This window comes from Bacteroides sp. Marseille-P3684 (genome assembly GCF_900291465.1).
Lineage (GTDB): Bacteria > Bacteroidota > Bacteroidia > Bacteroidales > Bacteroidaceae > Phocaeicola_A.
This window is the reverse complement of sequence record NZ_LT985808.1, coordinates 2,100,935-2,125,917: the sequence shown is the minus strand read 5'-3', so window position 1 is coordinate 2,125,917 and position 24,983 is coordinate 2,100,935. Positions and strand designations below refer to the sequence as shown.

The 24,983-nt window shown below is 49.4% G+C and carries 18 protein-coding genes, 1 pseudogene and 1 CRISPR repeat array (1 of these 20 cut by a window edge); of the genes and pseudogenes, 11 read left to right on the top strand and 8 right to left on the bottom strand.

Annotation, left to right across the window (positions count from 1 at the left end; all coding sequences use genetic code 11):
- Positions 1–446: a CRISPR direct-repeat array (repeat unit 34 nt; unit sequence GTTGTGATTTGCTTCTAAATTACTACCTTTGAGC) (it extends 512 nt beyond the left edge of the window).
- Positions 447–651: 205 nt separating this feature from the next.
- On the top strand, positions 652–2,307 hold the full coding sequence (locus C8275_RS08250) for an IS1182 family transposase (RefSeq protein ID WP_106484780.1): 1,656 nt from the start codon (positions 652–654) through the stop codon (positions 2,305–2,307).
- 70 nt (positions 2,308–2,377) lie between these two features.
- Here C8275_RS08250 and cas2 read toward each other — a convergent pair whose 3' ends face one another.
- The 7 genes and pseudogenes from cas2 to C8275_RS08215 all read right to left on the bottom strand — a co-directional run bounded on the left by cas2 (position 2,378) and on the right by C8275_RS08215 (position 13,009).
- Positions 2,378–2,719 (bottom strand): CRISPR-associated endonuclease Cas2, encoded by a 342-nt coding sequence (gene cas2 / locus C8275_RS08245; RefSeq protein WP_106484779.1) that lies wholly within the window; start codon positions 2,717–2,719, stop codon positions 2,378–2,380.
- Positions 2,716–3,018, bottom strand: a pseudogene (locus C8275_RS08240) (CRISPR-associated endonuclease Cas1); the annotation flags it as partial. The pseudogene C8275_RS08240 and the gene cas2, both read right to left, overlap by 4 nt.
- Positions 3,019–3,190: 172 nt before the next feature.
- Positions 3,191–7,687 (bottom strand): type II CRISPR RNA-guided endonuclease Cas9, encoded by a 4,497-nt coding sequence (gene cas9, locus C8275_RS08235; protein WP_106625771.1) that lies wholly within the window; start codon positions 7,685–7,687, stop codon positions 3,191–3,193.
- A 194-nt stretch (positions 7,688–7,881) separates the two neighbouring features.
- Positions 7,882–8,136 (bottom strand): TIGR03905 family TSCPD domain-containing protein, encoded by a 255-nt coding sequence (locus tag C8275_RS08230; RefSeq protein ID WP_106484778.1) that lies wholly within the window; start codon positions 8,134–8,136, stop codon positions 7,882–7,884.
- Positions 8,137–8,156: 20 nt separating this feature from the next.
- Positions 8,157–8,891, bottom strand: coding sequence for a YebC/PmpR family DNA-binding transcriptional regulator (locus C8275_RS08225; protein ID WP_022384116.1), 735 nt, complete (start codon positions 8,889–8,891; stop codon positions 8,157–8,159).
- 54 nt (positions 8,892–8,945) lie between these two features.
- Positions 8,946–11,408 (bottom strand): phenylalanine--tRNA ligase subunit beta, encoded by a 2,463-nt coding sequence (pheT, locus tag C8275_RS08220; protein ID WP_106484777.1) that lies wholly within the window; start codon positions 11,406–11,408, stop codon positions 8,946–8,948.
- 269 nt (positions 11,409–11,677) lie between these two features.
- Positions 11,678–13,009, bottom strand: a complete 1,332-nt coding sequence (locus C8275_RS08215; protein ID WP_106484776.1) for a glycoside hydrolase family 28 protein — start codon at positions 13,007–13,009, stop codon at positions 11,678–11,680.
- Between the two features lie 149 nt (positions 13,010–13,158).
- Between C8275_RS08215 and C8275_RS08210 the strand changes: the two genes are divergently transcribed.
- Positions 13,159–15,348, top strand: coding sequence for a glutamine synthetase III (locus C8275_RS08210; protein WP_106484775.1), 2,190 nt, complete (start codon positions 13,159–13,161; stop codon positions 15,346–15,348).
- 315 nt (positions 15,349–15,663) lie between these two features.
- Here the strand turns inward: C8275_RS08210 and C8275_RS08205 are convergent, their stop codons facing one another.
- On the bottom strand, positions 15,664–16,314 hold the full coding sequence (locus C8275_RS08205) for an HdeD family acid-resistance protein (RefSeq protein WP_106484774.1): 651 nt from the start codon (positions 16,312–16,314) through the stop codon (positions 15,664–15,666).
- A gap of 210 nt (positions 16,315–16,524) precedes the next feature.
- Between C8275_RS08205 and C8275_RS08200 the strand changes: the two genes are divergently transcribed.
- The 9 genes from C8275_RS08200 to C8275_RS08160 all read left to right on the top strand — a co-directional run bounded on the left by C8275_RS08200 (position 16,525) and on the right by C8275_RS08160 (position 24,939).
- A complete protein-coding gene (locus C8275_RS08200; RefSeq protein WP_106484773.1) occupies positions 16,525–17,031 on the top strand; it encodes a histidine phosphatase family protein in 507 nt (168 codons plus the stop codon).
- A gap of 288 nt (positions 17,032–17,319) precedes the next feature.
- Complete coding sequence (gene trpB / locus C8275_RS08195) at positions 17,320–18,516, top strand: tryptophan synthase subunit beta (RefSeq protein ID WP_106484772.1); 1,197 nt, start codon at positions 17,320–17,322, stop codon at positions 18,514–18,516.
- Positions 18,513–19,913: an anthranilate synthase component I family protein gene (locus C8275_RS08190; RefSeq protein WP_106484771.1), complete on the top strand. Its 1,401-nt coding sequence runs from the start codon at positions 18,513–18,515 to the stop codon at positions 19,911–19,913. The genes trpB and C8275_RS08190 overlap by 4 nt, the downstream gene beginning before the upstream one ends.
- 39 nt (positions 19,914–19,952) lie before the next feature.
- A complete protein-coding gene (locus C8275_RS08185) occupies positions 19,953–20,567 on the top strand; it encodes an aminodeoxychorismate/anthranilate synthase component II (RefSeq protein ID WP_106484770.1) in 615 nt (204 codons plus the stop codon).
- The gene (gene trpD / locus C8275_RS08180; RefSeq protein ID WP_106484769.1) at positions 20,564–21,559 is read left to right on the top strand and encodes an anthranilate phosphoribosyltransferase; all 996 of its coding nucleotides are present in this window, start codon (positions 20,564–20,566) and stop codon (positions 21,557–21,559) included. Before C8275_RS08185 ends, trpD begins: the two co-directional genes overlap by 4 nt.
- Before the next feature lie 5 nt (positions 21,560–21,564).
- A complete protein-coding gene (gene trpC / locus C8275_RS08175; RefSeq protein ID WP_106484768.1) occupies positions 21,565–22,347 on the top strand; it encodes an indole-3-glycerol phosphate synthase TrpC in 783 nt (260 codons plus the stop codon).
- Positions 22,344–22,961: a phosphoribosylanthranilate isomerase gene (locus C8275_RS08170; protein WP_106484767.1), complete on the top strand. Its 618-nt coding sequence runs from the start codon at positions 22,344–22,346 to the stop codon at positions 22,959–22,961. Before trpC ends, C8275_RS08170 begins: the two co-directional genes overlap by 4 nt.
- Positions 22,962–23,019: 58 nt before the next feature.
- Positions 23,020–23,817, top strand: a complete 798-nt coding sequence (gene trpA / locus C8275_RS08165) for a tryptophan synthase subunit alpha (RefSeq protein ID WP_106484766.1) — start codon at positions 23,020–23,022, stop codon at positions 23,815–23,817.
- An 81-nt stretch (positions 23,818–23,898) separates the two neighbouring features.
- Positions 23,899–24,939: an asparaginase gene (locus C8275_RS08160; protein WP_106484765.1), complete on the top strand. Its 1,041-nt coding sequence runs from the start codon at positions 23,899–23,901 to the stop codon at positions 24,937–24,939.
- Positions 24,940–24,983: the final 44 nt, after the last annotated feature.

Sequence of the window (24,983 nt, the reverse complement as noted above, 5' to 3'; positions counted from 1 at the left end):
GTTCAGTATGGTGGAAAATTTCTAGTCGTTGTGATTTGCTTCTAAATTACTACCTTTGAGCCATCAGAGACAGCCCTCGCTTCATGACCGCCCTGTCGGAGCGCGTTGTGATTTGCTTCTAAATTACTACCTTTGAGCCATCAGAGACAGCCCTTACCGTGAATGAGGATGATTACTACCAGTTGTGATTTGCTTCTAAATTACTACCTTTGAGCCATCAGAGACAGCGTATCCGGTCATTCCTCCGATGGTCGAACCGTTGTGATTTGCTTCTAAATTACTACCTTTGAGCCATCAGAGACAGCGGTCGGCGATGTACAGGCGGTCGTCGAAGTGTTGTGATTTGCTTCTAAATTACTACCTTTGAGCCATCAGAGACAGCGCGACAACATTCCAAGTTGTTACTTCTATCGTTGTGATTTGCTTCTAAATTACTACCTTTGAGCCATCAGAGACAGCAGATTATATGTTATTCTCTGAATATAAACAAGTTAAAGGCTCTATTAGGAAAATAAAAAAAGCTGTTTCAAAGAAGGTGTGTCAAAAAGCGCACCTTCTTTTTTTATGCACAAAGCCCCGACTTTCACAAGCCGAGGCTTTGCTATTACCTAAAGATTTTGTATCTTTAAGCATTATAACAAAAATAATCTTATGACAAAGATACATTTTCGTCCTTACATTCCCAACCAAACAGTGCTGTTTCCTCAAAGAATCGATGAGGATATTGCAAAGAACGATCCGGTACGCATGGTTGACGCCCTTGTTGAGAGCCTGAATCTGGAAGGTTTCAGGAAGTTATATAAGGAATGCGGCCGTAGCCCTTACCATCCCCGAATGATGCTCAAGGTCATCCTGTACGCCTATATGAACAACATCTACTCCTGCCGCAAGATAGAAAAACTCCTCCACCGCGACATCCATTATATATGGCTGGCCGGGCACGAGAAACCGGACTTCATTACCATCAACCGCTTCCGCAACCGCGTGAAGAAGGAAATCAACGAAGTATTCACCCAAATCGTCCTTCTGCTTTCCGCCAAAGGGTTCATCAGCCTGAACGTGGAATATATTGACGGAACGAAGATTGAATCCAAGGCCAACAAGTATACTTTCGTGTGGAAAAAGACCGTCGAGCGGAACCGTGAACGCCTGATGAAGAAAATCCATGTCCTGTTGGGTCAGATAGACGATGCCATCGCCCAGGAGAAATCACCGGAAAACAATGAGGAAGTTGAGTTTACCCCAGCCATGCTGACCGAAATGGCGGGCGAACTGCGCAATGCGCTTGAACAGGTTCCCGAGCCTTCCACAAAAGAGGAGAAGGCCGCACAAAGAAAGAAACGCAGGCAGCTGAAAGAACTGGAAGCGCACAGGGACAAGCTGCAGGAATACGACAATCATCTGGACACGCTGCAGGAGCGCAACTCCTATTCCAAGACGGACAAGGATGCCACTTTCATGAGGATGAAGGAGGATGCCATGCGTAACGGACAGACCAAACCCGGTTACAACCTTCAGATTGCCACCGAGAACCAGTTCATTACCGATTTTGCACTTTTTCCCAACCCTACGGACACGCTGACTATGATACCTTTCCTGCAATCCTTCTCAAACAGATACGACAGGCTGGCCCATACAGTAGTGGCTGATTCGGGCTACGGCTCCGAGGAAAATTACCGCTTCATGGCAGAAAACGGCATGGAAGCTTACGTCAAATACAATTACTTCCACATGGAGCAACGGCCGAGATTCAGACCCGACCCGTTCAAGGCTGAAAACTTCTACTACAATGAAGAACATGACTATTGCGTATGCCCCATGGGACAAAAGATGCGGAGGATAGGAAACAGGCATGTGAAAACCGCATCCGGATATGTGAGCGAAAGTGCCAGATACAGGGCTGTCAGGTGCGAAGGCTGCCCGCTAAGGTGTCTATGTTTTAAAGCAAAAGGGGACAGGACAATAGAACTGAACCACAGGCTCAGGAAATACAAGCAAAAAGCCAAAGAGTTGCTCTGCTCCGAGGAAGGGCTGAAACACAGGGGACGAAGATGCATAGAACCGGAAGCCGTATTCGGGCAGATAAAATATAACATGAACTACAAACGTTTCCGCCATTTTGGAAAGGACAAGGTCTTTATGGACTTCTCCTTCCTTGCCATTGCCTTTAATATAAAAAAGTTATGTGCAAAGATGAGAAAAGAAGGCATAGACTGGCTGATTAAACTGTTTTGTGAGCTTACAGCCGCTTTCTTCAGATGCAGGGAACACATAAATCAAAGAAATCTTCAACATATCGCTGCTTGAAGATAGCGAACTTTTCTTTTGTAATTGACGAAAGAAAGAAGGTGCATCGCTTATTACGACACACCCTCTTCTAGAAGAGTTCCAATTGCTGCTCTCCCGGTTTGGCATCTTGTATCTTCTTTCCATAAAAGATCTCAATATCACCAAATTGCTTATCCGTGATACACATTATACCTACTTTGCCATAATCAGGCAAGAAAGATTTAACACGCTTTATGTGAACTTGGGCATTCTCCTGACTGGCACAATGACGCACATAAATTGAAAATTGAAACATCGTAAACCCGTCACGTTGCAGATTCTTTCTAAAATCCACATATGCTTTCTTATCCTTCTTTGTCTCTGTTGGAAGGTCAAACAAAACCAATACCCACATGATTCGATATTCGTTAAAACGTTCTGCAATATTCATAATTCAGGATATGATATACGTCGTGATTCTCCAGAAAAGCATTTATATAAGGATGCAGTTGTTTGCCCAACAGCTATCATCAAAGGACTCCTCTTACCAGATATTTGCACATCTAGCGTAGGGATAGACAGCAACTCCGCTTTTTGACTTTTCGTGAGTTCTACTTTACTCATATCATATCGTCCAGACATTTGAAAGACCAACCTATCAACATATGGACGATAAGGCTCCATAATATCATCAGCCAAACAATATGCATTGTAACGATTATGATGATGGATACCAAGAGTAGGCAGCAGTTTGATTCGCAATTTTTGCCTGAATCGTTTGCTGCCACAATTGTTTTTTTTAAGACAAAGAAGCTTCAAGTTGTTTCCGAAAACGCTCATTTTGGGCAGGGATATTCAGCAAATTTCCCTAAATAAGCCGGAGAACTAAAATAAAGGGTACGCTTTATCATAAGGCTATATTTTAGAAGGTAGATATTTCAATAATCTGCCCTAGCCGATCAATTTTTAGCGGTAGGCATATTTCTTTAATCATTTCACCGGTAAGAGCACGTCCAATTTTGTTCATAGAAGAGTACTCATACCTGTCTACAATAGGTACTGCTGTATTCGCAGGGATAAAGAAGCAGTCTTTTCCCGTACAACTCACCATCTTATAAATACGAGACTTATCTATCGGCATAGCTATCTCACGCCGCTTCAGTTCCCTTTCCGTCGGAAGATAAACCAGGTCATTGGGAGAAAGCACGTACTTGGGAGCATTTCCTTCTTCATCTTCCGGAACTGGAGGCAGTCCTTGTTTCAACCGTTCAACAGCGACATTAAGTGGAATACTGCTGAAAGTCCGTGACGTCTGTCTATTGCCATTCCCATCTACTTGAGATATTTCATAAATAGCAAAGAACAAGTTGGTACCTTTAGCCGCCTCGACAAACTTAGTCGACTTATTTCCCCTTCGTCCGACTGCAAACTTCGTGGCTTCTTCATAGACTCTGACCTTATAGATCGGTTGATGCGAACGTCCACCATTCAGCTGTCGAATATTCCGGTTCATGGTATCAATCCCTTCAGGGGAAAAAGCCTGTTCAGCATCGTTACCATAAGCCTCCAAGTGTTGCAACAGAATTTTCTGAATTGCCGTATCAGCAATCTTATTCTCTATCTTATCCTTATTGAAAGATGTATCAAGTTCCGTCCGAGCTGCAAAATAACGCTTGTTTTTCTGCTTCGTAAAATAATATGCCTTTATTTTTGACAAGTTCACATCCGACCATTCCTCCTTGTGTTCCTCGAAATAGCCTTTTATCCGTTTGGCATTATAACCCAAGCTAAGCAATTCACTTAACTTCTTTCTTAAATCTCTTTCCACAATATCAGGAATACGTTCCAATGCCTTGTTTAGAGAAAGGGTCTCAATCCGGCGCAAGTTAATTTCCCCATAAAAAGTCTCTTTATGGAGAGGTTTGCGTATAGCCCAATTCTCACCTTTCGTCTGAAGGACTCTTCGCTTCTTACCATCTTCAAACCGCAAGTAATAGTTCTTCGTTTTATTGATGATTCGCAGAGTTCTCTGAAAGCTGACAATCATATCTTCCAAAACTTTACAGGTATCTTGCGTGAAAGTCTTCCAAGGCTTGTCTATCAATTTTCTATTTGCCGTACATAGCAACCTTTGCAAATCCATCCGGCTGGTCTTGGCATCATGCCGGGCAGATTCATTATTAAGATAATTGACTATATTCCGTGTGGCACACGCTATCACGATGGCATCCATGGCGTGATGCCGGTGATCGATCCGTTTCTTGCTGAAGCCCCGTTGAAACTCCAACGGCATGGAGGGAATAGGATGACGGTGCGTATTCAAGGTAATGTATGTATGCGAGCTATCCATTTCATCCAAACGCTTAAAGCGTGGAAAGATGATGTCATTCCATACGTCATGAATTCCCCAATCTTTCTTCAGACGATCGGTGATACCTCCTGTACACACAATCAGATTCTTGGAAATAGCTTCTTTCTCACCCTCTTCACGAACCAAGTTAGATAATATGGATTTCATAAGCTTGCTGATGTAGCGACTGTCATTTAGCTGACGTGAAATAAATGAGTCGGGGACATCATCCATCAGCAGCTTTTTCATCTTGCCCCTATTATGAGCATAGTGCTCCTTGACGAAGTTCTCATAAGCCTCTACAGAAAAGATAGAAGCTGTACCTCCCATATTCAAGGTAATGGAAGCTCCATGATACGACTTGATAAATTCATACCCCAACATGGCACCTTTCTTCTTATTCACTTCCGACTCACAAATGACTTTATTGCTAAAGGAGTCATCAAAATAGCGTTGCTTTGGGATAATATGTTCTATTTCATAAGCGGGAGTAAACAGTTTGCTCAACGGAATTGTACGTCCCGTATAGGGTGAACGGTATTTCTGTTCCAACCAGCACTTGTAGCGTAAGACTTCCGCAGAAGTCGGCGGATTGAGTCCATTGAACTTCTTCAATATGGCACTGATGTCATCCGGGCATTCATTGGCACCCAGTACAGCCTCTTCGTAGATGCGTAGCTGGTCCTGCTGATAGGGCGAATAGGGACGTACATTCTCTATGTCATACCCCGGTCTGGCAAATTCCAGCAATAATGCTTTGATGCGTAAGTTCGTCTGTTCGTTTTTCCACGCCTGTTCGGTCATCTGCCGACGTTTGTCTGCCGGAAGCTTCATATTACGTCCCAACTCGATATGTATTTCATCAATATGGTCTACCTGTTTCCAAATATCCCTCACGGTACGTAGAGTTTCCAAGACCACACGTTCCACAATGGGATTGTGTAACGAATGCTGCTTGAATTGTGCCAAATAGGAATCGATGTCAGACGGAGAAGTCCATATTTCTATATCCCTCCCTTCTGAATGACGGTCATAAACCACATAGCAAGCCAACCAGCCAGGGAGCCCACGATATTGTGACACCTCAGTCAAACTCTCTAATTTTTCATAAGTGCGCTTATCAATCGAATCATCATACTCCCCATTAATGAATTTCTCCATACGCTCACGGGTAGAAGGAATAAAGGAAGCTTCCTGCCAATGATGGCCCATGCGCATCAATGGCAACAGCTTCTTAAGTGCTTTTGCCGAATAGCTTCCATAATCCTTTTTAAAAGGCGGAAATTTGCTGAAGACAGTTACAAACCTTTCATCCAATCCATGCTTGACAGCAAATTTACCCAAAGCGCTCTTTAATTCTCCCTTGTCGGATATAGAGTACAGGATATGCCATAGAGCTTCTTCCCGTTCACGAGTTAGGAAGGACGAGTCTGTTTGAGCCTCTCTCAGATATTTCAAGAGACTTGCACGTGTCTCATTGCAAGGATATCCCTTTGTGTCGTCATCCATATAGTTCCACCGGTAAGCCTTGATTTGTTTTTTATTAGCCTTGCCTCCCAGTAGAAATGCGACCAACTCCGGCTGTTTCACACTCTCTTTGTCATTCAGCCAATCGAACAATGCAGTCTTGTCCTCCTCCGTCTGCAACAATTCATCGGTAACTTCCCAGTCAATCATCAAATTTCCATCGATACGTGCTTCTCTACAATAGATACGCAGGTTCTGGATAAACTGCCACAACCGGTATTCCTGATAGAGAGGATGAGAGACTGCGATACATTTTACGGGAACCGATATACGCTCTCCTGTTTCCTTATCCGTATAAAAGTGTTCTTCATAAGGACAGTCACTAATCTGTGACTTCTTGCTTTTAAGGGGACGTTGATAAAAGAGTATATCATCCAAAAATAAATAAGTAAAATCACGATTCACCAATGTATTCCGGAATGCCACATTGGAGGGATAAAGCTCCTGCAAACATGCATAATACAATTCACGGTCCCGCAACTCGGGATGGAACTGAATCTGCCTATCCAAGATACGTCTCAGTTCATCTTTATAATATTTACGTTCGACCGTACCTATCAGCTTTCCTCTGATCTTCTGTGATGGATCTTTCAATAAAGCATGATAGATATATTGCCCAATGGTTTCTTGCGAACGGTCGATATCCCTCTCCGTCTTTTTCTTTATCAAGGTCCAGTCATCATCTTTAGGCATACGGAAGGAACGTTTCACTTCGCCCGCCTTGTCTGTTTTAGGAGTACCATCCGGATTGAGCGTTGTCGTAACAATAAATTCCTTTACTTGCCCCACCCAGTCGGGATAAATACGGGCTGCATACCGATATACCCATCCGTTTTCAAGCGTTATGTCATAGTAGACATTTTTCCCTTTCCGTTCGCCTGTATCATCCACACGAACCACTTTTCCGGCATAATATTCTTCAAGCTTGTTCGTGGTTACTTCGTCCTCTTCATCACGTGCCTGATAGTATCCTCGTTTTTGGTTAAAACTTAGCAGAATCCAAGCCAATTCCTCCTTGCTTATTTTACGGGACAAAGCTTTACAGCGTAGGTAATAAAGGGTCCAGTCATAGGGCACCTTCTTTCCGTCGGCGACCCATTGGGGAGCTGATTGACGGAAGTCTTCGCACATTTCATGAAATGCGTCCTGAAAAAGGAAATGATATTTCCCATCCGATTCATCTTTCACCCAAGGCAACTTGCATTCCCTGTTGTCTGCAAACTCACCATATCGCGTCAATGCGTTGGCATAGTGTTGCGGCAGGAATCCCAACAGCATCAACACCCGATGCAAACGTTCGCGACGTAACAGCTGCCGTTCCCGACGACGACGCATGCTTCTGAAACTTGTACGCTCTGCCGTCCCGGACTTGGCATTACCTTTGTCAAAATCAGTCAGTGTCGCGGCATCCATCGGAATAATCCGGCTTCCGGCAGCCAGGATATCTTGCAATGTGGTATGCCCGTCAGCATCTTGATGGGCTCTGATAACCGCCCAACCAATACTATTTGTCCCTAAATCAAGGCCTAGGATATGTTTCATCTCCATACTTTTTATATTTTGTCCAAATATAGTGTATTTATCAGGTTTTCTTGCATGAACCACTATATATTGTATGGACTTCTCGAAGATTCTCTTTTGTCAAAGCGATGAGATTAGTAAACACCAAATAAAAAAGGGCATATGAAGGATTGAAAACAACCTCTTCACATGCCCTCTACACTTTTTAGGGACTTTTACTGAGTGTCCTTAGTAATCTGACGGAGAGCCTTGCATAATTGGTCCGGACAGGATGTTGTGCGATGCCCGCATTTTATCCCTTCCAAACGAGCCAATACATCTTCGACTCTCATGCCTCGTATCAAACTGCATATACCTTTCAGATTACCATTGCACCCACCCCAGAAACAGACATCCTTAATACAGCCGTCTTCCACCGAAAGGTCAATGTGGGTGCTACAAGTTCCTTGTGTCTTATACAGGATCTTCATGAAAGGAATGGGATACTGACTTATTCTTCCTCCGCCGGTTTCATGTTGGTGTACACAGTCTGCACATCGTCGAACTCTTCCAGGCGTTCGATCATCTTATCGATTGTCTCACGTTGCTCGGGAGTTACGTCTTTCAAGTCATTGGGAATATAGGTGAAGTCACCACCGACATCCTCAAATCCGCATTCTTCCAAGTGCTTTTGAATGGCTGCATAGCTCTTTGGGTCACCATAAATCGTGATGGTACCTTCTTCCGGGTCCTCATCAAATTCGTCCTCCACGTTGTAATCAATCAGGTCGAGTATCAACTCTTCCATATCAATACCCTCCTTCTTCTTGAACGTAAAGACACATTTATGGTCAAACAAGAAAGCCAATGATCCCGTAGTGCCCAGGTTACCGCCAAACTTATTGAATACGGAACGTACGTCGGCAACAGTACGAGTCGTGTTGTCAGTCAGTGTATCGACAAAGATGGCAACTCCGTGAGGACCATATCCTTCATAAGTCATTCCTTTATAGTCGCTCTGGTCTTTGCCCATTGCATTCTTGATGGCACGCTCGATATTGTCCTTCGGCATGTTTTCACGCTTGCAGGTAGCAATGACTGAACGCAGGGTAGGATTGTTCTCCGGTTCAGGACCTCCAGCTTTCACTGCAATAGCAATTTGTTTACCGAGTCTTGTAAATGTCTTGGCCATGTGACCCCATCTTTTCAGCTTTGTAGCTTTTCTATATTCAAACGCTCTTCCCATTGGATTAATGTTTTTAGAATCTATAGATTAGTTTTATTGATTATCTTTTCCAGGTTATCTCAGCTTGGCTCCCAACTTGTTTTCCAAGTTAGTAATCAGTTTCTGCATGATCTTATCAATCTGCTTGTCGTTGAGTGTCGCATTCTCATCTTGCAGCAGGAAGCTGACTGCATAGCTCTTCTTTCCCGCTTCGAGGTTCTTCCCCTCATAAACATCAAACAACTCTACGGCTTTCAGCAACTTGCGTTCACTTTCATAGGCTATCTTTTCAATTTCCACGAACTGTACGTTCTTGTCAATGAGCAATGCCAAGTCACGCTTTACAGCAGGGAACTTACTGATTTCCGTATAGCCGACTTTCACATTCTTTACGGCCTTCATCAGCTCATTCCAATTGATATCGGCATAATAGACTTCATTATCCAAATCAAATGCCTTCTGCAGTTTCCGGGTAAGGATACCATACGTAGCAATCAACTTACCCCCTCTGGTATGAATGCTGATAGCTGCCGAGTAAATGTCATTGGACAGATTACCGAAGACCAGTCCTCCCAGGTTCAAGCCTAAACGGGTGAAGATATTTAATACGTATGCCTTCAGTTCATAAACGGAACTGTTCTCCTCCGGATGAGCCCAAGAGTTAGTCACACGCTTACCGGTTATCCAAAGACCCAGATGACAGCTTTCACTATAAGGTGCCAATGCCTTTTCTGCATTCTTCTTCTCACCATCGAACTGATAGCAATTGCCAAACTCAAAGAATTTCAAGTCCGCATTCTTACGGTTGGCATTGTGCTGGATACTTTCCAGTCCTCCAAACAGCAAAGTCTGGCGCATGCAGTTCAAGTCACTGCTGAGCGGATTCATCAACATGACCAGATGCTGTGAGGGATAACTTTCCAAATGATCGTAATAGGCAGACTTTGTCAATGAGTTATTCAGAATCTCGTTAAAACCGCAGCCGATAAGTTGTTCGGACACCAGATTCTGCAGCTTTTGGGATTTATCCACTTCTCCTTTTGTCGTCAGACTGGACTTCAAGGTCAAGGGAATCTCTACATTATTATATCCGTAAATGCGGAGAATATCTTCCACGACGTCACACGGACGCTGCACATCCACACGATAAGGTGGTATCTTCAAGGTAATGCCTTCCGGTGTCTCTGCCACGATTTTCATCTCCAAGGCAGTAACGATTCGTTTGATATCTTCTACGGGAATCGTCTTGCCGACCAAGTCATGTACATAGCGGTAGTCCAATTCGACGGTGAAGTCTTCTATCGGTTGAGGATACAAATCCTTAATGTCCATAGAGATGGTTCCACCCGCCAGTTCCTGGATAAGCATTGCAGCCTGTTTCAGGCAGTAAATAACACCATTCGGATCAATGCCACGCTCAAAGCGGAAGGAAGAGTCCGTATTCAGGCCATGACGACGCGCTGTCTTACGTACGGTTGTCGGATTGAAATAAGCACTCTCCAGGAATACGTTTTTGGTAGCTTCGGTTGAGCCTGAATCCAGTCCTCCGAATACGCCAGCCATACACATAGGCTCTTCCGCATTGCATATCATCAAATCATGAGCATCAAGTTTACGCTCAACCTCATCCAGAGTTACAAACGGAGTACCTTGTGGCATGGTCTTCACAATCACCTTGCCTCCTTTGATCTTATCAGCATCAAAGCAGTGGAGCGGTTGACCATAAGCATGCAGGATATAGTTGGTCACGTCGACCACATTATTGATGGGACGCAAACCAATCAGACGGAGTTTGTCCTGAAGCCAGGCCGGACTTTCCTTTACCGTTACGCCTTTTACTGTCACACCTGCATAACGGGGACACGCCGTAGAATCTGTCACTTCGATGTCGATGGGTAATTCCTGGTTGTCTACATGGAATCCTTCTACGGAAGGACGGGTCAATGAAGTCTCTTTCCCCGCTTGAACCAGATAGGCGTATAAGTCGCGTGCTACACCATAATGAGAACAAGCATCAGCACGGTTCGGAGTGATATCTACCTCGATAACGTAGTCACTCTTTATATTGAAATAGTCCTTTGCAGGTGTTCCCGGTATGGCACTGTCGGGGAGAACCATAATGCCTTCATGGCTGGTACCCAGACCAATCTCATCCTCCGCACAAATCATGCCAAGGGATTCCACTCCGCGAAGTTTGGATTTCTTAATTGTGAAACATTCATCGCCATCATACAGCTTGGTGCCCAATGTTGCCACCACGACTTTTTGTCCGGCTGCAACGTTCGCAGCGCCACATACAATCTGTACGGGTTCACCGTTGCCCAGATTGACTGTCGTAATATGCATGTGGTCTGAATTGGGATGGGGCTCGCAGGTGAGTACTTCACCAATAACGATACCTTCAAGTCCACCTTTGATGGATTGTACTTCTTCCACAGCTCCGACTTCCAGTCCGATAGAAGTCAATGCCTCCGCCACTTCACCGGGAGTCAAGTCGAAACTGACATACTCTTTTAGCCAGTTATAAGAGATATTCATATCTTCAGTTTTTATACATTCGTCAAAAGATTTGCAAATTTACAAAGATTTCGTTTGCAAGGAACTATGATATTGAAAAAAGTTTGTACGGACGGGCTCTTGCTCCTATTCCCGGCAGAGTCCACCGACCAGTACAGATACAAGCCTCCCCAAACAATACGCACGGAAACCGGATGACCGGATTCTTTACACACGACCGTTCTACAGACGTCATGCATACGCACCTATTGCTTGGGGAAGGTTGCTGCTACAGTTTTATCTTATGTGGTTTACAAAGCTGCCTTTTCTCCGTTAACCATTACATTATCCATAATGATGCCTTCGCAATCCTGGAAGATATTGGGTTCCTTGCCATCTTTGATTTGAATGTCACGCAACACAATATCAGTGATGGGCGCCTCCTCCAGTCCGACAAACTTGATGGGAGTCTGAACACCGTTAACCGTCACACCGGAGATGTGAATGTTACGGAAGACGGGGGTACGGTCACTCACGGGTTCCTGGGGCATCTTGCTATATTTCAAGTTGAAGACCAGGGCTTCCTTCTTGATATCCTTCATCACGATGTTGCTCACGCGGATGTCCTCGACCACACCACCACGTCCGCGGGTGGACTTCAGACGAATGCCACGGTCCGTTCCCTCAAAGACGCAGTTGCTGATAGTGACCCGACGTACGCCGCCACTCATCTCGCTGCCAATGACAACACCTCCGTGCCCGCTCAGCATCGTGCAGTTGGTGATGGTGATGTTTTCGCAGGCAGCACCCAATTTACGTGCCTGAAGGTCACGACCGCTCTTAATCGTGATGCAGTCATCGCCGACGGAGATGTGACAGTTGCTGATATGCACGTTACGGCACGACTCAGGATTGATTCCATCCGTATTGGGGGAAGGGACATTGTGAATGGTTACTCCATCCACCGTCACATTGTCGCAAAACTCCGGATTAACGGTCCAGAAAGGCGAATTGATGATTTTCACCCCTTCGATGCGTACGTTCTTGCAACGGATCGGCTGGATGAAAGGCGGACGGAAGAAACGGCGGTCCAGCGTTCCATGCCAGTCTTCGTTTGTCTCGGCGGCAATCTGCGCCACATCATTTGCCTTCTCAAACATGGGCTGATATTTGTTGACGTCACGCTTGCCATTATCCCGCAAGTCAACCAGGACCTTGAAGAATTCGTCCCACCAGGCCTTGCCTTGTCCGTCAAGAGTTCCTTCTCCTTTGATGGTGATATTCTCGGCATCGACGGCATAGATAAGCGGACTGAAACTCTTCATCATCACTCCCTCGTGACGCACCTCCACAAAGGGCAGGTAGTCATCAAAATTCGTCGAAAAGAGCAAGGTCGCTCCAGCTTCCAGCTCCAACGTAATGTTGCTCTTCAGGTGAATCGGACCCGTCAGATACCGTCCGGCAGGAAAGAACAGCGTACCGCCTCCCTGCTTCTCCAGGCGTTCGATGGTACGGTTGATAAGTCGGGTGTTGATAGTCTTGCCATCCGTCTTGGCACCTGCCTGCTTCATGTCGACACGTTCGGCCCACGCCAAGGTCGACACCGCAAGCAACAGAATCACGGACAAAAAGTGTTTAAACATAGTTTGTATAAAATATAGGATTAAACAAAGTTCTGGTTGCAAAAGTAACGAGAACAGGCTGAACATTCAACTAAATGTCCGAGATTCTTTCAAAATCTCTACCAAAAGAATTATCTTTGCGCCGTCAACAACAAACAAGATCATTCATTATGTCATCGAATCTCAGATTTAAAGTTGTCGAGACGGCTTTCCACAAAAAACCGCTCGAAGTGGAACTGCCCAAAGAACGCCCCTCGGAATACTTTGCCAAATACGTCTTCAACAAGGAGAAGATGTTCAAGTATCTGCCCAGCAACGTTTACAACGCACTGATGGACGTCATCGAGAACGGCGCCAACCTCGACAGGAACATAGCCGATGCTGTGGCTGAAGGCATGAAACGTTGGGCCATGGAGTTGGGAGTGACCCACTACACACACTGGTTCCACCCGTTGACCGAAGGCACCGCCGAGAAGCACGACGCCTTTGTGGAACACGACGGCAAAGGCGGATTGGTGGAAGAATTCTCCGGCAAGCTGCTGGTACAACAGGAAACTGACGCTTCCTCATTCCCCAACGGAGGTATCCGCAACACATTCGAGGCGCGGGGCTATTCCGCATGGGACCCCTCCTCCCCCGCTTTCATCGTCGAAGACACTCTCTGCATCCCGACCATCTTCATCGCCTATACCGGCGAATCCCTTGACTATAAGACTCCCTTGCTGAAGGCTCTGCGTGCCGTCGACCAGGCAGCAACCGATGTCTGCCATTACTTCTATCCGGAAGTGAAACGTGTCCATACCAACCTCGGCTGGGAACAGGAATACTTCCTCGTGGATGAAGGACTGTATGCGGCACGCCCCGATTTGCTGCTGACCGGACGGACCCTGATGGGACACGAGTCGGCCAAGAACCAACAGCTGGAAGACCATTATTTCGGCGCCATACCGACCCGGGTGGCAGCCTTCATGAAGGAACTCGAAATCGAAGCCTGGAAACTGGGCATTCCCTGCAAGACACGCCACAACGAGGTTGCCCCCAACCAGTTTGAGTTGGCACCCATTTACGAGGAGTGCGACCTTGCCGTCGACCACAACATGCTCGTCATGGCACTCATGCGCAACATTGCCCGCAAACATGGCTTCCGGGTACTGCTCCACGAGAAGCCGTTCAAAGGCATCAATGGCTCCGGCAAGCACAACAACTGGTCGCTCAGCACCAACACCGGACGCCTGCTCATGGCTCCCGGCAAGACCCCGACCGACAACCTCTGCTTCATCTCTTTCATTGTCAACACACTAAAGGCCGTATACCGCCACAACGGACTGCTGAAGGCAAGCATCATGTCTGCCACGAACGCACATCGTCTGGGTGGCAACGAAGCTCCCCCCGCCATCATCTCATCCTTCCTGGGCAGTCAGCTGACCCGTATGCTGGACCACCTGGAAGAGTCGGAAGACGAACAGCTCGACTTCAGCGACAAGCAGGGAAAGAGCCTCGGCATTCCACAGATTCCCGAAATCATGATTGACAATACGGACCGTAACCGGACGTCGCCTTTCGCCTTTACCGGCAACCGTTTTGAATTCCGTGCCATCGGCTCCGAAGCCAACTGCGCCTCGGCAATGATAGCCCTCAATGCTGCCATGGCAGAGCAGCTCAAAGAGTTCAAAGCCGACGTGGATGCCCTCATCGAGAAAGGGGAACCCAAAGTACACGCCATCTTGAAGGTAGTGCGCCGGTATATCAAGGAGTCCAAACCGATTCGTTTTGACGGCAACGGCTACAGCGAAGAATGGCAGGAGGAAGCCAAACGACGCGGACTCGACTGCGAGACTTCATGCCCCGTCATCTTTGACAACTACCTCTCGGAATCAAGCGTCAAGATGTTCGAATCGACCGGAGTCATGACCCGTAAGGAACTGGCAGCACGCAACGAGGCAAAATGGGAAATGTACACCAAGAAGATTCAGATTGAAGCACGGGTCCTCGGTGACCTCGTGATGAATCACATCATCCCGACCGCCACCAAATACCAGAGCGAGCTCATCGACAACGTATATAAGATGCAACAGATTTTCAGCAAGGCTGAAGCGGAAGGGATGTCTGCCCGCAACGTGGAACTCATCCGCGACATTGCCAAGCACACCAGCATCCTCAAGGAGCAAGTGGACAAGCTCGTTGATGCACGCAAGGTGGCCAACCGCATCGAGCATGAACGTGAGAAAGCCATCGCTTACCACGACAATGTGGCTCCCATGTTGGAAACCATCCGTTATCACGTGGACAAACTGGAACTGATGGTTGACAACGAACTGTGGACCTTGCCGAAGTACCGCGAACTGCTCTTCATCCGATAATCGGAACCCTCCACATCAGAATAAACGCGAACGCTACGGACTCATTTCCTCTGCCCACGAGGCAGTGAATGAACATCCGTAGCGTTCGCGTTTATTGTATTTGTCCCAACCGGCCATCAAACCCGGGAGTAGACAACGTCAAACGTAGGGATAAGCATGAACCAAGCCGGACTTATACAGACCAAAGTATTATACTTAGGTAGGCTAAGTATTATACTTAGGGTGCCTAAGTATAATACTTTGGTCCGTACATACGGCGGCTATTCGTCGTCTACCCCCTACCAACATGTCATTGAAAGCAGGCGAAGGTCAGCGTCAGAGTGGAGTATCACGATGCTCCGGCTTCTCCAACAGCTTCACATCGGCTTCTCCTTCCACCTCTTTCACCTCGGACGCCTCCGCTTCAGAGTGCTCTTCCGCTGACGGCCCTTCCTTGATAATCTCGACAGCCTCTATCGTCACTGCACGGAACTTGTAGGCGTTCAGCATGCTGGACAAGGCATAGATGATTGAGCTTATTCCCAGAATGATAAACGGAAGTTCCGCTGCACGAAAAGGATTCACCAGCACCAGGATTCCGCCGACTATCACCAGGACGGGTACCACATAGAAGCCCACAGCCACCGGTGCACGTTTCCTGATAGCAGACAGGTTGACCAGCATCCCCAAGCCCGCCAGTACGAGTACCGCTCCGAGCACATACATCAGGATTCCGACAAAGAAAGCGGGAGTAATCAACAGCCACAAGCCGAACAGCAAACTGCCCAGTCCCATGAACGGGAACATACGTCCGTCAGCACGCCGCATCAGGAAGGCAGACAGTGAAACGGCCCCGGGAATGAAAAACAAGACACCGACAGCCATCACGAAATAGACACTTGCAGCCGACGGATACACCACCAATAACACACCGATGATGAGCGAGAAGATGCCTCTCACCCACGCATTGTTCAATTTGTTTGTCATACGTTATAAGTCTCTGGTTATTTATACACAATCCAGCTTCCGCAGACTCACACCGGAACAGACAAGCGGACGTGGACGGGATGCCTGCCTGACAGGGTGAGCGTATGCGAAGCATAAACAGTAAACAAAAATAGGGCTTTTTATTGAACCTGCACTCATAAATATCGTACTTTTGCCGACAACTCATCAACTTGTCAACCCCACACCATTATGACCACACTCTATCTTGTACGACACGGAGAGACGGAAGAGAACGCCTCACAAATCCTCCAAGGGCATCTGCCCGGACACCTGTCCGAACGCGGACGGGAACAGTTGCACGCACTGCACGACGAACTGCTCTCCATTCCTTTCGACGCCGTCCTCTGCAGCGACCTGCAACGTTGCGTCGACTCTGCAGCCATCCTGCTGGAGGGGCGGAATATCCCCCTGACGTATACCCCACTCCTGCGTGAACGCGACTGGGGCAGTCTGACCGGCGCATCCATTCCGGTACTGAAGACGTCCCCTTTTCCTGCTGATGTGGAAACAGTAGAAGCCATGCTCCAACGGGCGCAACGTTTCCTCCGGCTAATGCATGAACAGCATGATGGACAGACCGTCCTGGTCGTGAGTCACGGCCTGTTCTGCCGGGCCTTGCGAGCAGCCCATTCCGGACGTCCCATGGCAGAAATCGACCGGATGCAGAACGCCACATTCCGCGTCATACAGATATGAAACAAAAAATTCCCAAAAGAAAAAAGTGCAGAAAACATTTGGTCGTATCGCAAAAAGGTATACCTTTGCACCCAACGAACGAACAAAACATTCAAAGTAAGATGAAATTTAAGACTAATACATATTGGTGGTGGCGCCGCTTACAACTCCAACAGTCGTAAGGGAGCGAGCCTCGTATGCATTAAATTCCAACATACACACTTTATAAATTTGCTAAGCGGGCTGTCGTAGTGACTTACGACAGTCCGCTGTCTTTTTATACGTATCCATCAACAAACACCATAACCAATGAGAACTTACCAAATCAATTCCGAAGGCTACTACGGGGAGTTTGGCGGAGCCTACATCCCCGAGATACTTCACCGCTGTGTTGAAGAACTGCGCGCCAACTACCGGCGCGTGCTCGACAGCGACGATTTCAAGACTGAGTTCGACTCCCTCCTGCGCGACTACGTAGGCCGTCCCTCTCCCTTATATCTTGCCCGCCGGCTGTCTGAACGTTACGGCTGCACCCTCTATCTCAAGCGGGAAGACCTCAACCACACCGGAGCACACAAAATCAATAATGCCATCGGGCAAATCCTCCTGGCACGCCGCATGGGCAAACGCCGTATCATCGCCGAGACAGGTGCCGGCCAGCACGGGGTTGCCACGGCTACCGTGTGTGCCCTGATGGACATGGAGTGCATCATCTACATGGGCAAGACCGATGTCGACCGTCAGCATGTCAATGTAGAACGGATGAAGATGCTGGGAGCGGAAGTGCGTCCCGTGACTGCCGGAAACATGACGCTCAAGGATGCCACCAACGAAGCCATACGCGACTGGTGCCGTCATCCGGCTGACACGTACTATGTCATCGGCTCTACGGTCGGTCCCCATCCCTATCCCGACATGGTGGCACGGCTGCAATCGGTCATCAGCCGGGAAATCAAAGCGCAGCTGTTGGAGCACGAAGGACGGGATTATCCCGACTACCTCATGGCGTGCGTAGGTGGCGGAAGCAATGCAGCCGGAACCATCTTCCACTACCTCGATGACGAGCGGGTTCATATTGTGCTTGCTGAAGCCGGAGGAAAGGGCACGGACACCGGACTCTCCGCAGCGACCATCCGTCTCGGACGCCCCGGCATCATTCATGGTGCACGGACTCTGGTCATGCAGGACGAAGACGGACAAATCACAGAGCCCTATTCCATCTCTGCCGGACTGGATTATCCGGGCGTCGGTCCTCTCCATGCCAACCTGGCGGCCACCCGGCGCGCACAGGTCCTCGCCGTCACTGATGATGAAGCCCTGCGGGCTGCCTACGAGCTGACAAGGCTGGAAGGCATCATCCCGGCACTGGAATCGGCACACGCACTGGGAGCCCTCTCCAAGGTACATTTCCGCCCTTCCGACATCGTCGTACTGACGGTCTCAGGGCGTGGAGACAAAGACATTGAAACCTATCTGAACAACCTTCCAACTACTCTGCAAGCATGAAAACCTACCACTTTCAAACCGAGCACAAAGTCCTTTTGGGAGACTTGCACACACCTACGGGCACCTACCTGAAGGTACGCGACCTCTTCCCGCAAAGCATCCTGCTCGAAAGCTCCGACTACCACGGGACTGACAACAACCGTTCTTTCATCGGGCTGGACCCCATTGCACATATCAGTATCAACCACAATACGGCGACCGCGGTCTACCCTGACGGCACCATCGACCGGAAACCTCTCACACCGGACTTTACCATGGCGGATGCCTTCAACGGTTTCCTTGCCCATTTCCACATCGAAGGAGAGTACGCGCACTATTGCGGGCTTTACGGATACACGGCCTTCAACGCCATCCGTTACCTCGAACCCGTCCAAGTCCCGGACAGCTGCGATCCCAAGAACGATGCTCCCGACGCCATCTACATCCTCTACCGTTACCTCATTGTTTTCCACGGACATGAGAGCGAGATGGTCCTGGTCGGACTGAAGGGAGAGGGTGAAACCGGACACATCAGGGATGTCGAACGGGCAGTCAACAACCGCAACTATGCGACGTATGGATTCCGTACGGCAGGACCCGTCAGCAGTCCTCTCACGGACGACGAACACCGTGCCAACATCCGCCAGGGCATCGCACATTGTCTCAAGGGAGACGTCTTTCAGATAGTGCTCTCCCGGCGTTTCGTCCAACGCTATGAAGGCGACGACTTTGCCGTTTACCGTGCCCTGCGCAGCATCAATCCCTCCCCTTACCTGTTCTATTTTGACTTTGGAGGGTACCGCCTGTTCGGTTCCTCACCCGAAACACACTGCAAGGTCTGTGACGGCTATGCCACTATTGACCCGATAGCCGGAACGACCCGACGCACCGGAGACCCGGTCACCGACCGACGCCTCGCCGATGCACTCCTCGCCGATCCGAAAGAGAACGCCGAGCACACCATGCTCGTCGACCTCGCCCGCAATGACCTTGCCCGCAATTGTGAAGCGGTCGACGTAGAGACTTACAAGGAAGTCCAGTTCTACAGCCATGTCATCCATCTTGTCAGCCGTGTCAGCGGAAAGCTCCGTCCCGGTGCAGACCCGATACGCACCTTCCTGGACACCTTCCCCGCCGGTACGCTCAGCGGTGCGCCCAAGGTCAGAGCCATGCAGCTCATCAGTGAAATCGAACCGCACAACCGGGGCGCTTATGGAGGATGCGTCGGGTTCATCGGTTTCAACGGATACATCAACCAGGCCATCATTATCCGTACGTTCGTCAGCCGGAACAGCGAACTGTGGTTTCAAGCCGGAGGAGGCATCGTTGCCAAAAGCGATGTCGAAGCCGAACTGCAGGAAGTAAACAACAAGCTGGGGGCCCTCCGACGTGCCATCGAACTGGCAGAAAGGCTCTGAAAAACGGATTATCAAACTCATACAAAAGCAATCACTACAATGAACACCCACATCTGTCTCATCGATAACTACGACTCATTCACTTATAACCTGCACCAACTTGCCACGGCTCTGGGTGCACGGGTTACTGTCATCCGCAATGACCAGTTCCAACCCGAAGAACTGTCAGACTTCGACAAGCTCCTCCTCTCCCCCGGTCCCGGTGTACCTGCTGAAGCCGGACGTCTCCTGGACACCATCCGCCTGTGGGCAGGACGCAAGCCAATCCTGGGCGTATGCCTTGGCGAACAAGCCATAGGCGAGGTATTCGGCGCCCGTCTGCGTAACCTGGAAGAGGTCTTTCACGGCGTACAAAGTCCCGTCCGTATCGTACACCCCGACGACTACCTCTTCAGAGGACTTCCCCAAGAGATTCATGTCGGCCGCTACCACTCATGGGTCGTGGACTCCGACGAACTGCCCGACTGCCTCGAGGTGACAGCGGTCAGCCGGGAAGGCTACATCATGGCCCTGCGCCACAAGGATTATGACGTGCGCGGCATCCAGTTCCATCCCGAATCCGTCCTTACCCCCGACGGACAACGCATCATTGCCAACTGGTTGTCTGCCGAAACCTCAACCAATGTACAACCTCTAAACGAGAATCAACAATGAAAGAAATACTCCAACGACTCTTCCGTCACGAAGAGCTTACCCGCAGCGAAGCCTGCCAGGTAATGAAAGACATTACCCGTGGCGACTGTCCCGATGTACAGATTGCCGCCCTCCTCACCGCCTTCAGCATGCGCAGTGTCGTTGTCGACGAACTGCTGGGCTTCCGCGATGCCCTGCTCGAACAGTGTATCCCTGTAGACTTGTCCGCCTACCACCCACTGGACATTGTCGGGACAGGAGGAGACGGCAAGAACACCTTCAACATCTCCACCTGTGCCTGTTTTGTCGTCGCCGGCGCGGGCTATCGTGTTGCCAAGCATGGCAACTACGGGGCAACATCCGTCAGCGGTGCCAGCAACGTCATGGAATGTCACGGCATAAAGTTCACGAATGACAATGCCCGTCTGCGCCGCTCTATCGAAGAATGCAACATGGCTTATCTGCACGCCCCTCTTTTCCACCCGGCACTGAAGAACGTGGCCAACGTGCGTAGGCAGCTGGGAGTGCGTACCCTCTTCAACCTCCTCGGTCCGCTGGTCAATCCCTGCCATCCCTCCTACCAGTTGCTGGGTGTAGCCGACCTTGCACAGATGCGTCTCTACACCAACACCTTGCAACGACTGGGAATTGGTTTCGCCATTGTCAACAACCTCGACGGATACGATGAAATCTCACTGACCGACGAATTCAAAATCATGACCAACCGTTACGAAACAATCTACGAGCCCTCTTCCCTGGGCTTCAGCATAGCCCCTCGCGGTTCACTGAGCGGAGGCAGCAGTCCGCAGGAGGCAAAGGAAATCTTCGACAGTGTTCTGGAGAACCGCGCCACACAGGCACAACGCGAATGTGTCCTGATCAATGCCTCGTTCGCCATCCAGGCCATCGAACCGATGCATCCCATCGAAGAATGTATTGCCGCCGCCCGTGAATCCTTGGAAAGCGGGAAGGCACTCCGGACTTTCCGCCACTTTGTCGAACTCAACAGCTGACCACCATGACAACAGACATACTTACTGAAATCATTGCCCACAAGCGGGTTGAAATAGCCATTCAGGAAACGGCCGTTCCCCGTATGCATCTGGAAAAGATGCTCGACGACATCCATCCCTGCATCCGCATGAGCCATGCCCTCCGTACATCATCGACCGGTATCATTGCCGAGTTCAAACGCCGCTCTCCCTCCAAAGGTTGGCTGCATCCCGACGCCGATGCTGCGCTCACCGCAGGATATGAGCAGGCTGGTGCGGCAGCCCTCTCCATCCTTACCGACGAAAAGTTCTTTGGAGGGAACCTGGGCGATATCCGCAAGGCCCGTGAGCTGACCCACCTGCCAATCCTGCGCAAGGACTTCATCATCAGTCCCTACCAGCTCCTTCAGGCGAAGCTCGTCGGTGCAGATGCCGTCCTGCTCATTGCAGCCGTACTGACACCTGCCGAATGTCGGGAACTGGCAAGACTGGCACACGAGCTGAAGCTGGAAGTGTTATTGGAAATCCATGATGAGAGCGAACTGGAGCATCTGAACGATGATATCGACCTCCTCGGCGTCAACAACCGTCACCTCGGCACGTTCCATACCGACACCATCCGGTCCTTCCTGCTCGCCGAGCGTCTGCCATCTCACCTGCCATGGGTCTCCGAAAGCGGCATTGCCCATCCCGAAACTTTGCGGCAACTCCGGAAGGCCGGCTACCAAGGCTTCCTCATCGGAGAAACATTCATGAAGACTCCCCAGCCTCACACCACACTCGCCAACTTCATACGCTCCTGCCTATGATTATCAAAGTCTGTGGAATGCGCGAACCGGACAACATACGTGCAGTCGAACAGTTGGGAACCGACTGGATGGGGTTCATCCTCTACGACCGGTCTCCGCGCTTCGTCTCCCGTACCCCCGAGTATCTGCCTGTATCCTGCCGTCGCGTCGGAGTCTTCGTCAACGCAACTCCTGCATACCTATATAATAAGGTAAAGGAACTGCGACTGGACATCGTTCAGCTCCATGGTCATGAGTCCCCCTCGCTCTGTGCGGAACTACGCCAATACGGACTGACCGTAGTCAAAGCCTTCCCCGTCGAGTCCGAAAAGGACCTGGAACTGACGGTCCCCTATGAGCACTGTTGCGACTATTTCCTTTTCGACAAACGGGTCTCCACGTTCGGAGGTTCCGGACAATCTTTCCCCTGGAACGTCCTGGATGCTTACCAGGCTTCCGTTCCTTTTCTGCTCAGCGGAGGTCTGTCGCCCGACAGCCTTGCAGCCCTGCGCATGTTTCACCATCCGCGATGGGCAGGCATCGACCTCAACAGCTGCTTCGAAACCGCTCCCGGTGTAAAAGATATCGAGGCCCTCAGACACTTCATCCGCTCATTCCGGGATAGCACCCTGTAAGACGGCTATCCTGAACATCCAACAAAATCAGTCATAACCCATACAATTAAAGACAACTATGAACCGAATCAATCAACTCTTCAGCATCAAACGAGACAATATTCTCTCCATCTATTTCTGTGCCGGTGACCCGTACGCCGGTCACACCGCCGATATGCTACAAGTTCTCGCCTCCCGAGGGGTCGATATGGTAGAGATAGGCATTCCCTTCAGCGATCCGATGGCGGACGGCCCCGTCATCCAGGATGCAGCCACCCGTGCCCTGCGACATGGCATGACACTTCGCAAGCTTTTTGCCGAATTACGCGACGTACGTACCCGCGTCGACATTCCCCTCATACTGATGGGTTACCTGAACCCCATCCTGCAGTACGGCTTTGAACGGTTCTGTCAGGATTGCCGACAGTGTGGCATTGATGGCGTCATCATCCCCGACCTCCCTTTCCGGGAGTATATGGACCACTTCCGTTCGACAGCCGAAGCCTGCGACCTGAAAATCATCATGCTCATCACCCCTGAAACCGAACCACACCGTATCCGGGAAATCGATGCTCATACTGACGGGTTCATTTACCTTGTATCCTCAGCCGCCACGACCGGAGCACAAACCGGTTTCGGGAACGAGCAACAAGCCTATTTCCGGCGCATTGCCGCCATGCAACTCCACAACCCGTGCCTCATCGGTTTCGGCATCTCCAACCGGCAAACCTATGAAGCAGCCTCGGAACATGCAGCCGGCTGTATCATCGGAAGCCGCTTTGTCAGCCTCCTCAAGGAATACGACGGACACGTCACAGAGGCCATCGACCGCTTGTTAGCAGATATTGGTCGAACCCTTCAGAGTAGCCAATCATGAACATTTTGTTATTTTTCTCCCTTTCATATTACGGCGACTAAGTATTTTTGCTATCTTTGTGCTAAAATTAAAACCGACGCCATGCTACAAAAGAAACAGCCATCCGTACTGCTCATATATACTGGAGGAACCATTGGAATGATTCAGAACCCTGACAATGGGGCATTGGAGACATTCAATTTCGACCACCTGCGCCGTCATGTGCCTGAACTCAACCAATTCAATTACCGGATTGATACCTACCAGTTCAACCCTCCTATTGACTCCTCAGACATGGAACCCGCCTTGTGGGCAAAGATAGTCCGCATCATCCATTACAACTATGAGCGTTACGACGGTTTTGTCATCCTCCACGGCACTGACACCATGTCGTTCACAGCGTCGGCTCTGAGCTTCATGCTGGAAAACCTTGCGAAGCCGGTCATTCTCACCGGTAGCCAACTTCCCATCGGAATGTTGCGTACCGATGCACGTGAGAACCTCATCACTGCCATTGAGATTGCTGCTGCCCAACACCCCGACGGTACGGCCATTGTTCCTGAGGTATGCATTTTCTTTGAGAACCACTTGCTGCGCGGCAATCGCACGACGAAAATCAATGCCGAGCACTTCAATGCGTTCTGCTCCTTCAATTATCCCGAACTGGCCACCGCCGGTATCCATATCAACTTCAACGAGGAACGTATCCGCAAGGCTGATATGTCGCTACCACTCAAGCCGCATTATCTTTTTGACACCAATGTACTAATCCTGACCCTGTTCCCGGGCATTCAGGAAAACATGGTCGCCAACATACTCAATATTCCGGGATTGAAGGCGGTGGTGCTGAAGACTTTCGGCTCCGGTAACGCTCCACAAAAGGAATGGTTCATCAAGTTGCTGAAGAATGCCGTTGCACGAGGTGTCATCATCGTCAACATCAGCCAATGCCTGGCTGGCACTGTCGAAATGGAACGCTATGAAACAGGCATTCACCTGCGCGAAGCGGGGGTTATCAGTGGCCATGACAGTACGGTCGAATCGGCTTTGACCAAACTGATGTTCCTGCTCGGTCACGGCATGAGCGCCCATGAAGTGCGCTACCGCATGAACACCCCCATTTGTGGGGAAATCACCGTATAAGTTGCATGGAAAGGAAGATATTCACTCTCTATCAAACAATAGCG

What these genes read in the sequence shown, in the direction of transcription:
- C8275_RS08250 (WP_106484780.1), top strand. Translation starts at nt 652, where the DNA reads ATGACAAAGATACATTTTCGTCCTTACATTCCCAACCAAACAGTGCTG.
- cas2 (WP_106484779.1), bottom strand. Translation starts at nt 2,719, where the DNA reads ATGAATATTGCAGAACGTTTTAACGAATATCGAATCATGTGGGTATTG.
- cas9 (WP_106625771.1), bottom strand. Translation starts at nt 7,687, where the DNA reads ATGAAACATATCCTAGGCCTTGATTTAGGGACAAATAGTATTGGTTGG.
- C8275_RS08230 (WP_106484778.1), bottom strand. Translation starts at nt 8,136, where the DNA reads ATGAAGATCCTGTATAAGACACAAGGAACTTGTAGCACCCACATTGAC.
- C8275_RS08225 (WP_022384116.1), bottom strand. Translation starts at nt 8,891, where the DNA reads ATGGGAAGAGCGTTTGAATATAGAAAAGCTACAAAGCTGAAAAGATGG.
- pheT (WP_106484777.1), bottom strand. Translation starts at nt 11,408, where the DNA reads ATGAATATCTCTTATAACTGGCTAAAAGAGTATGTCAGTTTCGACTTG.
- C8275_RS08215 (WP_106484776.1), bottom strand. Translation starts at nt 13,009, where the DNA reads ATGTTTAAACACTTTTTGTCCGTGATTCTGTTGCTTGCGGTGTCGACC.
- C8275_RS08210 (WP_106484775.1), top strand. Translation starts at nt 13,159, where the DNA reads ATGTCATCGAATCTCAGATTTAAAGTTGTCGAGACGGCTTTCCACAAA.
- C8275_RS08205 (WP_106484774.1), bottom strand. Translation starts at nt 16,314, where the DNA reads ATGACAAACAAATTGAACAATGCGTGGGTGAGAGGCATCTTCTCGCTC.
- C8275_RS08200 (WP_106484773.1), top strand. Translation starts at nt 16,525, where the DNA reads ATGACCACACTCTATCTTGTACGACACGGAGAGACGGAAGAGAACGCC.
- trpB (WP_106484772.1), top strand. Translation starts at nt 17,320, where the DNA reads ATGAGAACTTACCAAATCAATTCCGAAGGCTACTACGGGGAGTTTGGC.
- C8275_RS08190 (WP_106484771.1), top strand. Translation starts at nt 18,513, where the DNA reads ATGAAAACCTACCACTTTCAAACCGAGCACAAAGTCCTTTTGGGAGAC.
- C8275_RS08185 (WP_106484770.1), top strand. Translation starts at nt 19,953, where the DNA reads ATGAACACCCACATCTGTCTCATCGATAACTACGACTCATTCACTTAT.
- trpD (WP_106484769.1), top strand. Translation starts at nt 20,564, where the DNA reads ATGAAAGAAATACTCCAACGACTCTTCCGTCACGAAGAGCTTACCCGC.
- trpC (WP_106484768.1), top strand. Translation starts at nt 21,565, where the DNA reads ATGACAACAGACATACTTACTGAAATCATTGCCCACAAGCGGGTTGAA.
- C8275_RS08170 (WP_106484767.1), top strand. Translation starts at nt 22,344, where the DNA reads ATGATTATCAAAGTCTGTGGAATGCGCGAACCGGACAACATACGTGCA.
- trpA (WP_106484766.1), top strand. Translation starts at nt 23,020, where the DNA reads ATGAACCGAATCAATCAACTCTTCAGCATCAAACGAGACAATATTCTC.
- C8275_RS08160 (WP_106484765.1), top strand. Translation starts at nt 23,899, where the DNA reads ATGCTACAAAAGAAACAGCCATCCGTACTGCTCATATATACTGGAGGA.